The sequence below is a fragment of the Streptomyces sp. NPDC033229 genome, assembly GCF_055576875.1.
In genome coordinates this window covers 280,060-293,175 of sequence record NZ_JBVIQR010000002.1, presented here as the reverse complement: position 1 = coordinate 293,175, position 13,116 = coordinate 280,060, and the positions used below count along the sequence as shown (strand labels likewise).

At 72.3% G+C, this 13,116-nt stretch carries 13 protein-coding genes; 6 read left to right on the top strand and 7 right to left on the bottom strand.

Features of this window, described 5'->3' with window-relative positions:
- The first annotated feature begins 399 nt into the window (after nucleotides 1–399).
- On the top strand, nucleotides 400–1,506 hold the full coding sequence (locus tag ACZ53N_RS03260) for a magnesium and cobalt transport protein CorA (RefSeq protein ID WP_469139246.1): 1,107 nt from the start codon (nucleotides 400–402) through the stop codon (nucleotides 1,504–1,506).
- A 74-nt stretch (nucleotides 1,507–1,580) separates the two neighbouring features.
- Here ACZ53N_RS03260 and ACZ53N_RS03255 read toward each other — a convergent pair whose 3' ends face one another.
- Nucleotides 1,581–2,579, bottom strand: coding sequence for a DMT family transporter (locus tag ACZ53N_RS03255; RefSeq protein WP_469139245.1), 999 nt, complete (start codon nucleotides 2,577–2,579; stop codon nucleotides 1,581–1,583).
- A 166-nt stretch (nucleotides 2,580–2,745) separates the two neighbouring features.
- Here ACZ53N_RS03255 and ACZ53N_RS03250 point away from each other — a divergent pair, with 166 nt between their 5' ends.
- Nucleotides 2,746–3,261: a hypothetical protein gene (locus ACZ53N_RS03250; RefSeq protein ID WP_469139244.1), complete on the top strand. Its 516-nt coding sequence runs from the start codon at nucleotides 2,746–2,748 to the stop codon at nucleotides 3,259–3,261.
- A gap of 148 nt (nucleotides 3,262–3,409) precedes the next feature.
- Here the strand turns inward: ACZ53N_RS03250 and ACZ53N_RS03245 are convergent, their stop codons facing one another.
- Complete coding sequence (locus tag ACZ53N_RS03245; RefSeq protein ID WP_469139243.1) at nucleotides 3,410–4,198, bottom strand: hypothetical protein; 789 nt, start codon at nucleotides 4,196–4,198, stop codon at nucleotides 3,410–3,412.
- 180 nt (nucleotides 4,199–4,378) lie between these two features.
- Between ACZ53N_RS03245 and ACZ53N_RS03240 the strand changes: the two genes are divergently transcribed.
- From ACZ53N_RS03240 to ACZ53N_RS03230, 3 genes are all read left to right on the top strand, one after another.
- Nucleotides 4,379–5,683: a magnesium transporter MgtE N-terminal domain-containing protein gene (locus ACZ53N_RS03240; RefSeq protein ID WP_469139242.1), complete on the top strand. Its 1,305-nt coding sequence runs from the start codon at nucleotides 4,379–4,381 to the stop codon at nucleotides 5,681–5,683.
- On the top strand, nucleotides 5,673–6,275 hold the full coding sequence (locus tag ACZ53N_RS03235) for a DUF1003 domain-containing protein (RefSeq protein ID WP_469139241.1): 603 nt from the start codon (nucleotides 5,673–5,675) through the stop codon (nucleotides 6,273–6,275). Before ACZ53N_RS03240 ends, ACZ53N_RS03235 begins: the two co-directional genes overlap by 11 nt.
- Nucleotides 6,276–6,346: 71 nt before the next feature.
- Nucleotides 6,347–7,480: an Mrp/NBP35 family ATP-binding protein gene (locus tag ACZ53N_RS03230; protein ID WP_469139379.1), complete on the top strand. Its 1,134-nt coding sequence runs from the start codon at nucleotides 6,347–6,349 to the stop codon at nucleotides 7,478–7,480.
- 86 nt (nucleotides 7,481–7,566) lie between these two features.
- On the opposite strand, the gene ACZ53N_RS03225 is transcribed toward ACZ53N_RS03230, so the two are convergent.
- The 5 genes from ACZ53N_RS03225 to sigE form a co-directional block, all read right to left on the bottom strand.
- Nucleotides 7,567–8,274: a hypothetical protein gene (locus tag ACZ53N_RS03225; protein ID WP_469139240.1), complete on the bottom strand. Its 708-nt coding sequence runs from the start codon at nucleotides 8,272–8,274 to the stop codon at nucleotides 7,567–7,569.
- A 118-nt stretch (nucleotides 8,275–8,392) separates the two neighbouring features.
- Nucleotides 8,393–8,827 carry a sec-independent translocase gene (locus ACZ53N_RS03220; protein ID WP_469139239.1) on the bottom strand — a complete coding sequence of 145 codons (435 nt, stop codon included), beginning with the start codon at nucleotides 8,825–8,827 and terminating at the stop codon, nucleotides 8,393–8,395.
- A gap of 108 nt (nucleotides 8,828–8,935) precedes the next feature.
- Entirely contained in the window at nucleotides 8,936–10,666 is a 1,731-nt protein-coding gene (locus ACZ53N_RS03215; RefSeq protein WP_469139238.1) for a S1C family serine protease, read from the bottom strand.
- A gap of 106 nt (nucleotides 10,667–10,772) precedes the next feature.
- Complete coding sequence (locus ACZ53N_RS03210) at nucleotides 10,773–11,540, bottom strand: zf-HC2 domain-containing protein (RefSeq protein WP_469139237.1); 768 nt, start codon at nucleotides 11,538–11,540, stop codon at nucleotides 10,773–10,775.
- Nucleotides 11,537–12,313, bottom strand: coding sequence for an RNA polymerase sigma factor SigE (sigE, locus tag ACZ53N_RS03205; RefSeq protein ID WP_469139236.1), 777 nt, complete (start codon nucleotides 12,311–12,313; stop codon nucleotides 11,537–11,539). The genes ACZ53N_RS03210 and sigE overlap by 4 nt, the downstream gene beginning before the upstream one ends.
- 130 nt (nucleotides 12,314–12,443) lie before the next feature.
- Here sigE and ACZ53N_RS03200 point away from each other — a divergent pair, with 130 nt between their 5' ends.
- Nucleotides 12,444–13,109, top strand: coding sequence for an O-methyltransferase (locus ACZ53N_RS03200; RefSeq protein WP_130879739.1), 666 nt, complete (start codon nucleotides 12,444–12,446; stop codon nucleotides 13,107–13,109).
- The last annotated feature ends 7 nt before the right edge of the window (nucleotides 13,110–13,116 follow it).

Below are 13,116 nucleotides of genomic sequence, written 5' to 3'. Positions count from 1 at the left end.
TGGTCAGGGAATTACGTTCGTCCCTCAGCGGGGACCGGCCGGAGGAGGTGGGGCTGCGGTGGATCCTAGTCGACCGTGCAGTACCGACAGTTCTCCCGTCCCTCCGCTCCGGACGCGCCCTGTGTGACCCAAGAGCCTTCTGCGACCCGGCCGCCCTATCGGCCGTCCCGGCCCCGGAAGTCCTTTCGCGCCCGCAGTACTTGACGGAAGAGCGCCTTCGTCTCGCTTTGTTCCGTGTTCTCTGCGAAGTTCTCTGCGAACTGCCGTCAGCCTCCACGCCCCGCACGAAGCGCAGCCCGATTCGCGGACGTAGCCCCCTGCCCAGGCACCCACGTCCACGTTCCCGGCCGCGTTGCGCCCGCGTACGTGGCTGACGGCCGGCCCGTGAAGGAGCCAGCCATGTCGATGATCCGCGACCTGCGTGCAGCCGTCCGCCCCGCCCTCCGCCGGGGGGACACCCCCTACACCTACGACACGACCCGGGACCCCGCCACCAACAGCGCCGTGGTCGACTGCGCCGTCTACCGCGACGGCAAGCGGGCGAGCGCCCACATCAGCCCGGCGGAAGCCATGCGGCGCGTACGGGCCGACGGGGGCTTCGCGTGGATCGGGCTGCACGAGCCGACCGAGCGTGAGTTCTCCGGTATCGCCCGGGAGTTCGGGCTCCACCCGCTCGCCGTGGAGGACGCGATCCACGCCCACCAGCGGCCGAAGCTGGAGCGCTACGACGACACGCTCTTCACCGTCTTCAAGACCATCCACTACGTCGAGCACGCCGAACTCACCGCCACCAGCGAGGTGGTGGAGACCGGTGAGGTGATGTGCTTCACCGGCCGGGACTTCATCATCACGGTCCGGCACGGCGGCCAGGGCTCGCTGCGCGCGCTGCGCCACCGTCTCCAGGACGACCCGGTCCTGCTCGGCAAAGGACCCTCGGCCGTGCTGCACGCGATCGCCGACCAGGTGGTCGACGGCTACATCGCGGTCGCCGACGCGGTGCAGGACGACATCGACGAGGTCGAGATCGATGTCTTCTCCGCGCCCAGCAAGGGCACTTCGCGCGGTGGCGACGCCGGCCGGATCTACCAGCTCAAGCGTGAGGTGCTGGAGTTCAAGCGGGCGGTCACCCCGCTGATGCGGCCGATGCAGCTGCTGAGCGAGCGGCCGATGCGGCTGGTGGACCCGGACATCCAGAAGTACTTCCGCGACGTCGCGGACCACCTCGCGCGCGTGCACGAGCAGGTGGTCTCCTTCGACGATCTGCTCAACTCCATCCTCCAGGCCAACCTCGCGCAGGCGTCGGTCGCGCAGAACGAGGACATGCGCAAGATCACCTCGTGGGCGGCGATCTTCGCCGTGCCGACGATGATCGCGGGGATCTACGGCATGAACTTCGAACACATGCCGGAACTGAAGTGGAAGTACGGCTACCCGACGGTCATGGTCGTCACGGTCACGATCTGTGTGGCGATCCACCGGGGGTTCAAGCGGAACGGGTGGCTGTAGGGCGGGTGGCTGTCGGCGCGGGTCGCTGCCGCCGCGGGCGGCGGGGTCTGTAGGGGCCGGTGCGGGCCCCTACGTCAGACGCCCGATTCGACCTGCGGCTTCCGGGTGCGGTCCGCCATGATCACCAGGGCCAGACCTGCCATGATCACCGCAAGCGCCGGGTACGCCGCGGCCGACGGCAGCTGGCCCAGCCAGACGGCCGCGATCAGGGCCGCGCCCGGCGTCTCCAACAGGATCGCCGTCGAGGTGACGGACGGCCCGAGGCCCTTGACGACCCGGTTGATGAGGGAGTGCCCGAGCAGTTGGGCGCAGACGGTCAGCACGGCCAGCTTGAGCCACGTCCCGCCGCTGTAGCCGCCCAGGGCGGAGCCCGAGACGAGACAGGTGACGAGCAGCAGCACGGTCGTCGTGGTGTAGCAGACGTATGTGTACGCGAGGGTGCCCACCGTCCGCCGCACCTCCGCTCCCAGCAGCACGTACCCGGCCGCCGCCATGCCGCCCGCGAGGGCCAGGGCGTCCCCGGCGAGGGCGCGCGGGGAGAGGGACAGGTCCACGCCCGTGAGGATCACGACGCCGAGGAAGGCGAGGGCGGTGCCCGCCCAGACGAGCGCCGGCGGGCGGTGGCCGCGCAGGCACAGCAGGAGCGTCGTCCAGATCGGGGTGGTGGTGACCAGCGCGGTCGAGGAGGCGACCGAGGTCATGTGCAGGCTCGGCAGCCACACCGCGAAGTGCACGGCGAGCAGCGCCCCCGCGGCGACGGCCAGCAACAGTGCGCGACGGCCCATGCCGAGCAGCTCCGCGCGGTGCCGGAACAGGGCGAAGGGGGTGAGCGCGCCGACGGCCATGGCGTTGCGCCAGAACGCGACGGCGAGGGCGGGGGCCGCGGTGGCGGCGATGAGCGGGGCGGAGAGCGAGACCCCGGCGATGGCTATCGCGAGCAGCACCAGATCCGTACGCGTCCCGGGGCGCGCGCCTCGCCCTTCGGGCCGTTGCCCTTCGGGGTTCTGCGGATCGGTGGGTATCGCGGGGGTCGCGGGGGGCGGGTCGCCACGGTGGGCACGGGCTGCTCTCACGCTTCCCAGCGTATGCGCTGCGCTTGGCTGTTCTGTTGGCGTTTCGCGCTTCGCCTGCGGCGGCGAGCGCCCTGCGGGCGCGTCCTCAAACGCCGGACGGGCTGCTGTGCGGTGGCGCACCCTGTGATCCGGCCGGGGGGACCCCCGATCCGCTTAAGGTAATCGCATGACGCTGACGCAGGCCCTGATCGAAGAGGCCACCAAGAAGTCCGGTCTCATCTGGGTGGAAGGGCCCTCCGGGCCCAGCCGTGCGCTGTGGCATGTGTGGCACGAGGGTGCCGTGCATCTCGTGGGCGGGCCCGGGGAGCAGCCGTTGGAGGGGCTCGCGCTCGAGGACGGCGGGGTGGCGACCGTGACCGTGCGCAGCAAGGACAAGGGCGGGCGGCTCGTCATGTGGGGCGGGCGGGTCACCGTGCTGGAGCCCCGGGGCGAGGCGTGGGCCGGGGCCGTGGCCGAGCTGAAGGGCAAGCGGCTCAACGCGCCGGACGCCGAGGCGATCGAGGAGCGGTGGGCCCGCGACTGCCGGGTGCTGCGGATCGAGCCGAACGGGACGACCGGTGAGCTGCCCGACGGTTCGCTGGCCGCCAGGCCGCTTCCGACATCCGTCACGACCCGGCAGCCCATGCCCGCGGCGCTGCCGAAGTTGCTGCGCAAGGGGTTGGGGCGGCGCAAGAAGCGCTAGCGGGTCTTCGGCCGCGGGCCGGTTCGTGCTGCCTGCGGCGGCGGGCGCCCTGCGGGCGCGTCCTCGAACTCCCCTAGCTACCGCTGGAAGGTACCCCAGCGGGCTGGATGTGGCCGGCCTCGGCCAAACCAGCCCGTCCGAACAGTTGCTAACCGCTCCGCGGAATCTGCTTCCCGTAGTCGACCATCTGCTTCTTCTCGGGCACGGCCAGCGCGAAGTCCTGGCCCCAGCCGCCCAGTTCCAGCTGGCCCCCGCCACCCGCGCGCTGCACGCGCAGCGGGTAGGGGTCGCCCTTGAGCGAGACGTCGAGCTGGCCGCCGTTGCCCGCGCCGCCGCTGATGCGGATCGTCCGGACGCCGCCGACGGTGCCGTGCTCACCGCGGGCGAGCTTGCCGTGCAGCCCGAGGAGGCCGTCGAGAAGCACGTCCTTGTCGGTGAAGCCCTTGAACTGCTGGTAGGAGGGATCGCCGGTCGGGACCTTCACGTATTTGTCGTCGAGCTTGTCGGCCGCGGCCGCGCTGTCGCCCTTGGTGGACGGCTTCCCGGGGGCGGCCGTCGGGGTGCCCGCCGCGCCCTGCCCCGGGACGGCGTCGTGCGACCAGAACGCCTTGTTCGCCTTCAGGAACAAGGCGTCGCCGACGCGCAGCAGCTCGAAGGTGCTGCCGTTGGAGGAGACCCGGCCCATGCCGCCGTCCTTCTTCAGCCGCATGTCGAGCTTGTACGTGCGGCCCTGGCTGACGACGTTGCCGGAGAGGTGGACCGCGGCGGCGCTGCGGGCGGCCGCGCGGGCCTTGGTCTGGATGACCGTGGCCTCGAGCTTGCCGACACCGTTGGTCCCCTTGTCGGGGTCCTCGGGGGTGCCGCCGCCGCAGGCCGTGAGCGTCGCGGCCAGGGCGGCGCACACCATCCCCACGAGGGCCGCGTTCCGGGTTCGCACCTTGGCTCCTGCCTCCTGTTACCGATGGGAGTACGGCAGCGTACCCGCGCCGCCGGGAGCGTACGCGGGGAGACCGTACGGGCGCACCCTCGCGGCGGGGCGCAGCCGGTCACGTTAGCCTGAAACGCAGATCGGCCGGTGACCGGCCGGGGAACGGCCAGGGGTCAGGAGGTTCGCGGCATGGCAGCAGGCGCCCCTCGGGTCTTCGTCTCGCACCTCTCGGGCGTGGCCGTCTTCGACCCCAACGGGGACCAGGTGGGCCGGGTGCGCGACCTGGTGGCGATGCTGCGGGTCGGCGGCCGCCCGCCGCGTGTCCTCGGGCTGGTCGTGGAGGTCGTCAGCCGGCGCCGGATCTTTCTGCCCATGACCCGGGTGACCGGGGTGGAGTCCGGCCAGGTCATCACCACGGGCGTGGTCAATATGCGGCGCTTCGAGCAGCGGCCGACCGAGCGGCTGATCCTCGGCGAGCTGCTGGACCGGCGGGTGCGGCTGGCCGACGCGGATCCGAAGGACGCGGAGGTCACGGTCCTCGATGTGTCGATCACCCAGCTGCCGGCCCGTCGCGACTGGGAGATCGACAAGGTTTTCGTACGGCGCGGCAAGGGCGGGGCGCTGCGCCGCAAGGGCGAGACGCTGACCGTCGAGTGGTCGGCCGTGACGGGCTTCTCCATGGAGGAGCAGGGGCAGGGCGCGGAGAACCTCCTGGCGACCTTCGAGCGGCTGCGCCCGGCCGACCTCGCCAACGTGTTGCACCACCTGTCTCCCAAGCGGCGCTCGGAGGTGGCGGCGGCGCTGGACGACGACCGGCTGGCGGACGTGCTGGAGGAGCTGCCGGAGGACGACCAGATCGAGATCCTCGGCAAGCTGAAGGAGGAGCGCGCCGCCGACGTCCTGGAGGCGATGGACCCGGACGACGCGGCCGACCTGCTCTCGGAGCTGCCCGAGGAGGAGATGGAGCGGCTGCTGACGCTGATGCAGCCGGGCGACGCCGCCGACGTGCGGCGGCTGCTGGCGTACGAGGAGCGGACGGCCGGCGGGCTGATGACCACCGAACCGATCGTGCTGCGCCCGGACGCCACCGTCGCCGACGCGCTGGCCCGGGTGCGCAACCCCGACCTGTCCCCCGCGCTCGCCGCGCAGGTCTACGTCTGCCGGCCGCCGGACGAGACGCCGACGGGCAAATATCTGGGCACCGTGCACTTCCAGCGGTTGCTGCGCGACCCGCCGTTCACGCTCGTCGGCTCGATCGCCGACACGGATCTGCGGCCGCTGCCGCCGGGCACCCCGCTGCCGGCCGTCACCAGCTATCTGGCGACCTACAACATGGTCGCCGCGCCCGTCGTGGACGCGAGCGGCTCGCTGCTGGGCGCGGTGACCGTCGACGACGTTCTGGACCATCTGCTGCCCGAGGACTGGCGCGAGACCGAGCTGCACCACGGCGCGCTGGACATGAGCGATCTGCGGGAGAGCGTCGATGGGCACTGACCGCGGTCGCGACTTCGGGCTCACTCCGCGCGGGGAGCGCGGCGAGTCCAAGGACCGGGCCAAGGAGCGGGCCAAGGCGCAGTCCGCCGCCCCGCAGCGGGTGCGGCTGGACCAGCCCCGCCTCAAGCGGCGCAGCTGGCTGCCGACGTACGACCCGGAGGCCTTCGGCCACGCCTCGGAGCGGATCGCCCGGTTCCTGGGCACGGGCCGCTTCATCGTGTGGATGACGGTCGTCATCATCCTGTGGGTGGTGTGGAACACGTCCGCGCCGGCTCATCTGCGGTGGGACACGTACCCGTTCATCTTCCTGACCCTGATGCTGTCGCTCCAGGCCTCGTACGCGGCGCCGCTGATCCTGCTGGCGCAGAACCGGCAGGACGACCGGGACCGGGTCAATCTGGAGCAGGACCGCAAGCAGAACGAGCGGTCCATCGCGGACACCGAGTATCTGACGCGGGAGATCGCGGCGCTGCGGATGGGGCTCGGCGAGGTCGCCACGCGGGACTGGATCCGCTCGGAGTTCCAGGACCTGGTGAAGGAACTGGAGCAGCGGCGGGTATTCCCGGAAGAGAGTGAGGAACGCGACCGCTGACAGCCCTTTCCGCGGCCCTGGTGGGGCGCCGTACCATCGACCGTATGGCTACCGACACTGCACCGGGCTCCGTGCCGAGCGAGGACGCGATCCGCGCCGCGCTCGCGACGGTGAACGACCCCGAGATCCACCGGCCGATCACCGAGCTGGGCATGGTCAAATCCGTCGGGATCGCCGCGGACGGCACCGTGGCCGTGGCCGTGTACCTGACGGTGTCCGGTTGCCCGATGCGCGAGACGATCACGAAGAACGTGCGCGACGCGGTCGCGGGCGTCACCGGCGTCACGGGCGTCACCGTCGAGCTGGACGTGATGAGCGACGAGCAGCGCAAGGAGCTGGCCTCCGCGCTGCGCGGCGGCACCGCCGAGCGCGAGGTGCCCTTCGCCCAGCCCGGCTCGCTGACCCGCGTCTACGCGGTCGCCTCCGGCAAGGGCGGCGTCGGCAAGTCCTCGGTCACGGTCAACCTGGCGGCGGCGATGGCGGCCGACGGGCTGAAGGTCGGCGTCGTCGACGCGGACATCTACGGCCACTCGGTGCCGCGCATGCTGGGCGCCGAGGGCAAGCCCACCCAGGTCGAGAACATGATCATGCCGCCGTCGGCGAACGGCGTGAAGGTCATCTCGATCGGGATGTTCACGCCGGGCAACGCCCCGGTGGTGTGGCGCGGCCCGATGCTGCACCGCGCGCTCCAGCAGTTCCTGGCGGATGTCTACTGGGGCGACCTCGACGTCCTCCTGCTGGACCTGCCGCCGGGCACCGGTGACATCGCGATCTCCGTCGCACAGCTCGTGCCGAACGCCGAGATCCTCGTGGTGACGACCCCTCAGCAGGCCGCCGCCGAGGTCGCCGAGCGCGCCGGTTCGATCGCCGTGCAGACCCACCAGAAGATCGTCGGCGTCGTGGAGAACATGTCCGGGCTGCCCTGCCCGCACTGCGACGAGATGGTCGATGTGTTCGGTTCGGGCGGCGGTCAGCGGGTCGCCGACGGGCTGACCCGGACCACGGGCACGAACGTGCCGGTGCTGGGCTCCATCCCGATCGACGTACGGCTGCGCGAGGGCGGCGACGAGGGCAAGCCCGTCGTCCTGACCGACCCGGAGTCCCCGGCGGGCAGCGCGCTGCGCGCCATCGCCGGCAAGCTGGGCGGCCGCCAGCGCGGCCTGTCGGGCATGTCGCTGGGCATCACCCCGCGCAACAAGTTCTGACGGCATACGTTCTGACGGCCGCAGAGCCGGACGGTAAGGGGCGGCTTCCCTGGGGAGGCCGCCCCTTACCCATGGCCGGAGGCCGGTCAGTGCTCGTAGGAGGAGATCTCCTTGATCACCGAGAAGCCCATGCCGTACGCGCTCATGCCGCGCCCGTACGCGCCCAGGTGGACCCCTCCTTCGGCGGATCCCGCGAGGACCCAGCCGTACTCGGACTCGCGATAGCGGAAGTCGGTCGGCACACCGTCCACCGGGAGCGACAGCGTCGACCAGGCCGCGTCGTCCAGGTGGTCCGCGAGCTCCCAGGCCAGTGCCGTCTGCTGGTCCAGCCAGTCCTGTCGCAGAGCCCGCTCCATCTGGGCGGGCCACGTGCACGACAGCAGCCCCGAGCCGGCGAGCCAGGCCGCCGAGGAGACCGAGGTGGCCTCCAGCACGCCCGTACCGTCGGCGCTGCGCCGCAGCGGGCGGCTCGCGACGGTCACCACGACCGCGAAGCGCTGCCGGGAGCCGTGGCCGCCGATGTGCTCACCGCGCAGCGAGGGCTCCTCGCCGTGGCCCGTCGCCCCGTGTTCCACCGTGCCGTCGGCGGCGGCGCCCACCTGCATCAGCCAGCGCCGCCCGGTGTACGCCTCGTCCAGGCCGTACCAGGGGAACGAAGCCATCAGATAGCCGTCGACCGACCGCCGGGTACCGGTCCCGCCCTGTGCCGCTTCCTGCACCGCGGACGCGGTGTCCACGGCGGACGCATCGGTTGTGCCGGCCCCCTGGGCCCCTACCCGACTCGTCGTCTCCATCTGCGTGGCGCCTCCTTGTTGCCCTGCCGGCCCGGGCGAGCACGCCCCTCAAGGACGACTTCACCCCAAACACAGGGAGGATAGCCACCCCCGTCAATGGCGCCCGGCATCCGCGGACTCAGGTGGCGTCGGAATCGAACGGCGGAGGTGTGCCGACGTCCCGCTTGGCCTGCTTCTTCAGCAGGTCCGGGGTGCCCGAGCCGCCCGCGGAAGGGGCCGGCTGGGTGGATTCGCGGCCGTGCACGGCGTCCGTGAGCTCGGCCATCTCCGACTTGAAGTCGAAGCCGTTGCGGATCTCCTTCAACCCCAGCTCGTCCTTGTCCAGGACGTGCTTGCGGACGAAGGTCTTGGGGTTCAGGTCCTCGAACTCGAAGTCCTTGAACTCCGGGCCCAGCTCGGAGCGGATGTCCTCCTTGGCGCTCTCGGAGAACTGCCGGATCTTGCGCAGGGTCCGGGACACGTCCTGGATGACCTTGGGCAGCTTGTCCGGTCCGAAGATGAGCACCGCCAGCACGACGAGCGCGACCAGCTCGAAGAATCCTATGTCGAGCACGTTGCAGCTCCTTGATGCGTCAGTGGCCGCCGGGCCAGGCCACCTATCACGGTACCTGGCCCGGAGTGGGCCGAGGGAACAGCCGGGCCAACATCGGGCCAAAGCCTGTCAGCCCGCGTCCGCCGATCCCAGGGTCAGCTGCACGGTGCGTTCCCGGCCGCCGCGCTCGACGGTCAGGCCGAGCCGGTCGCCCGGGCGATGACTGCGGATCTTGACGATCAGCTCCTGGCCGCTGTGCACCGGAACGCCGTCCACCTTGGTGATCACGTCCCGGGGCTCGATGCCCGCCTTGTCGCCCGGTCCGCCGGGGGACACGGCCGGGCCCTTGGCGCCCTTGGTGTTCACCCGCGCGCCGTCGCCCGTGTACTCCATGTCGAGCGTCACGCCGATGACCGGGTGGGTGGCCCTGCCGGTGTTGATCAACTCTTCGGCGACCCGCTTGGCCTGGTTGATCGGTATGGCGAAGCCCAGGCCGATGCTGCCGCCCTGGCCGCCGCCGGGGCCGTCCTCGTTCCCGGCGGAGCGGATGGCGCTGTTGATGCCGATGACGCGGGCCTGGGCGTCCATCAGGGGGCCGCCGGAGTTGCCCGGGTTTATCGGGGCGTCGGTCTGCAGCGCGTCGACGTAGCTGACGTCGCTGCCGTCCCGCTTCTCGCCGCCCGCGGTGATCGGGCGCTCCTTGGCGCTGATGATGCCCGTCGTGACCGTGCCCGCGAGGTCGAACGGCGCCCCGATGGCGACGACGGAGTCGCCGACCCGGACGGAGTCCGAATTGCCCAGGGGCAGCGGGGTCAGCCCGGAGACGCCGGTGACCTTGATGACGGCCAGGTCGTAGCCGCTGTCCCGGCCGACGACGGTGGCCTTGGCGGTCTGGCCGCCGTTGAAGGTCACGGATATGGAGCCGTCGGCCCCGGCGGGCTCCACGACGTGGTTGTTGGTGAGGATGTGGCCCCGCTTGTCGAGCACGAAGCCCGTGCCGGTGCCCTGGTCCTCGCCGCCGCGCACATGGATCGTCACCACGCCGGGCAGCGCGCGGGCGGCGATGCCCGCGATGCTCCCGGGTGCGCGGCTCGCCTGCTCCGCGGACGCCTGCGGCAGGGTCACGTTCCCGCCGATGCCGCCGTCCCGCTCCAGATGGGCGCCGATCGCGCCGCCGACACCGCCGGCGGCCAGGGCCACCACGGCGGCCCCCGCCACGAGCCTGCCGCGCCGGGCCCGCTTCGCCGGTGCCTCGACGGCGTGGGATCCCGGTGCGCCGTGCGGCCGGGGAGCCCAGGGGTCGTACTGCCAGGGACCCGGCTGAGGCGTGGCCGTCGCCGGGAAGGGGGTGCCGTGGGCCGGGGTGACGTTCGCCGGAGGCAGGTGGGAGCCGTGCGCGGGGGTGACGCCCGCCGGAGGCAAGTGCGTGCCCTGCGCGGGGGTGACACCCGTCGGCGGCAGGTGCGTGCCGTGCGCCGGGGTCACCGGGCGCTGGACGGGCGGTGCGGGTGCCCAGGGGCCCGGGCCGCCGTACGGGGGCGTCCCGTACGGATCGGGGGCGTGCAGGGGGGCGGGGGCGCCGTCGTGGCCGGGGGCGGCGGTGACGGGCGGGGCCGCCGTGTCCGCGGGGGGCTGCTGGGCGGGATGCGCCGACTGCGCCTCCCAGGGTGCATCCTGCGGCAGGGGCGGCGCCACGGGCCGCGCCTCGGCGGCGGGCATGCCCTCGGCGCCTGCGTACCGCTCCGCCCCCAGAGCTACGGGCTGCTCGCCCGCCCCGTCCTGCCGGTCGGCCTGCGCCCGGCGCGGACGGCTCCACCACTGCGGCTTGGGCCCGAGAGCCCGCGCCTTCCCCTCGTCCATCTTCTCCCCACGGTTCGCCTGAGGGCGCGCGGCATCGCCCGAGGCGTGCGCGGCCCACTAGGGATTCAACCAGGTCTGCCCGGGTGTGCGCAGAGGGCCTCGGTTGTCAGTGCGACGTGGACGAGCCGGCCGCGGGCGGGGGCGGGGGTGCCGTCGGGACGGCGAGCGTGGTGCGGACCAGCGGCGGCAACAGCGGCGCCCCGGAGGGACGCAGCAGGGACACGCTCAGCGAGGTGGGCACCACGGGGACACCCATCGCGGTGGGCCGGTCCTGCGAGGCGGCGGCCATCCCCCGCTCCCGGCGGGTGTCCTCACGGACCCGGCCGGGGGCCATGGCGAGCGGGCTGGCCACCCGCCGGGCGTTCTCGGCGCGGGCCCGGGGGCTGTCCCCGGCCGTCTCCAGCGGCTGGGAGCCACCGAGCGCGAACGCGGCGAGCGAGACGGCACCGGCCGCGGCGAAGGCGAACCGACGCCCGCGCACGCTGCCGCGCTCGACGTCATGGGTGCGGAAGCCACGCTCAAGGGGCCGGTGGTCGACGCCCGGGAGCAGAGGCAGCTCCTCCACCCGTACGCCGAAGGCGCCTTTTCCCGGACCGCCCGGGCCCTGCCGTCCGTCCTGCCCGTCATCGCCCCCGGTGGCCGGCAGGCCCTGGAGCCGCGCGAGCAGGCTGTCGGACAGCGGCGGGGGCGCCGCCTGGGCGAACACGCTCTTGAGCCGACGCTGAGCGTCGGCTTCCGCTTTACAAGTCCAGCAGGTCGCCAGGTGCGCCAGCACCCGCTCCCGAGAGTCGTGTCCCAACTCCCCGTCGACCAGGGCCGCGAGGCGGTCGCCGAGATGGTGCTCGGCGGGGGACTGACCGCCTGAACCGGTCACGCGATCCCGACCTCCCTACCCAAAGGAACGCCGGGGGCCACACCCGCCACCGCGCGCTGCTCGGCCCGGGCGGCGGGCGAGCGGTGCTGCAGTGCCTTGCGCAGATGGGAGCGGCCACGGTGGATACGGCTGCGCACGGTGCCGAGCTTCACGCCGAGGGTCGCGGCGATCTCCTCGTAGGAGAGCCCTTCGATGTCGCACAGGACCACCGCGGCGCGGAACTCCGGGGCGAGGGTGTCCAGCGCCTGCTGGACGTCCGCGTCGAAGTGCGTGTCGTTGAAGTGCTGCTGCGGGGAGGGCTCGCGGCTCGGCAGCCGCTCCGCGGCGTCGTCGCCCAGCGCGTCGAAGCGGATGCGCTGACGGCGCCGGACCATGTCGAGGAAGAGGTTGGTGGTGATGCGGTGCAACCACCCCTCGAACGTGCCCGGGGTGTACGTGGACAGCGACCGGAAGACACGGACGAAGACCTCCTGGGTGAGGTCCTCGGCGTCGTGCTGGTTACCGGTCAGGCGGTAGGCGAGACGGTAGACCCGGCCGCTGTGGGTGCTGACGATCTCCTCCCAGGTGGGAGGGGTCCACGCCTGAGCATCCGCATCGGTGGCGAAAGTCGCGGTGGATGCGTCTGTGGTGCGGATCGGGCTGTCAGCAGTGTTGGTCACGGATTTCGGCTCGACGGCGGACCTGCGAAAGCGCCGCAGCGCTCTCCGACGGTCTCCGGCCGCAGCCGCACCTCCCCTGTCGGCTCTGGCGGTCTCCAGTAGAGCCCCTACCATATCCACCCCGCCCGTTAGCTCCGGATAAGTATTTTTGACCTGCTTTTGGTCTTGGTCCGCCAACTGCCTCTGCTCCTCTCAACGCCCGGTCCCATCTGCGGGTTCCCGTGGTCAGCGGATACAGTCACGGGTGCGTCGACTACGGGGACAGGAGAGGGCCATTACCGGCAACCGGCAGACGAGCTGGGCGTTCGCCGATGCGTTCGTCGCCGAGGACGAGGCGTTGCGCTGGGCCCGTGACCGGGCCCGTGAGGCAGGTCTCCGCTCGGTGTCGTCCGGCACCGGCGCCGCGCTGCGCCTTCTCGCCGCGGCGGTGGACGCCAAGGCCGTCGCCGAGATCGGCACCGGCACCGGGGTCTCCGGCATCCACCTCCTGCACGGCATGCGGCCCGACGGCGTGCTGACGACGGTGGACAGCGACCCCGAGAGCCAGCAGTTCGCCCGGCAGGCGTTCCGCGCGGCGGGCTTCGCCGGCAACCGGGCGCGCTTCATCCCCGGCCGCGCGCTGGAGGTGCTGCCGCGCCTCGCCGACGGCGGGTACGACCTGGTCTTCTGCGACGGCGACCGGCTGGAGTGTCTCGACTACCTAGCCGAATCGTTGCGCCTGCTGCGGCCCGGTGGCCTCGTCTGCTTCGAGGGCGTCTTCGCCGACGGCCGCACCGTGGACTCCGCGGCGCAGCCCGCGGAGGTCCAGCGACTGCGCGAACTGCTCCGGGCGGTACGGGAGTCCACCGTGCTGCTGCCGTCCCTGCTGCCGGTCGGCGACGGACTGCTGTGCGCGGTCCGGCGGGGCTGAGCGGCGG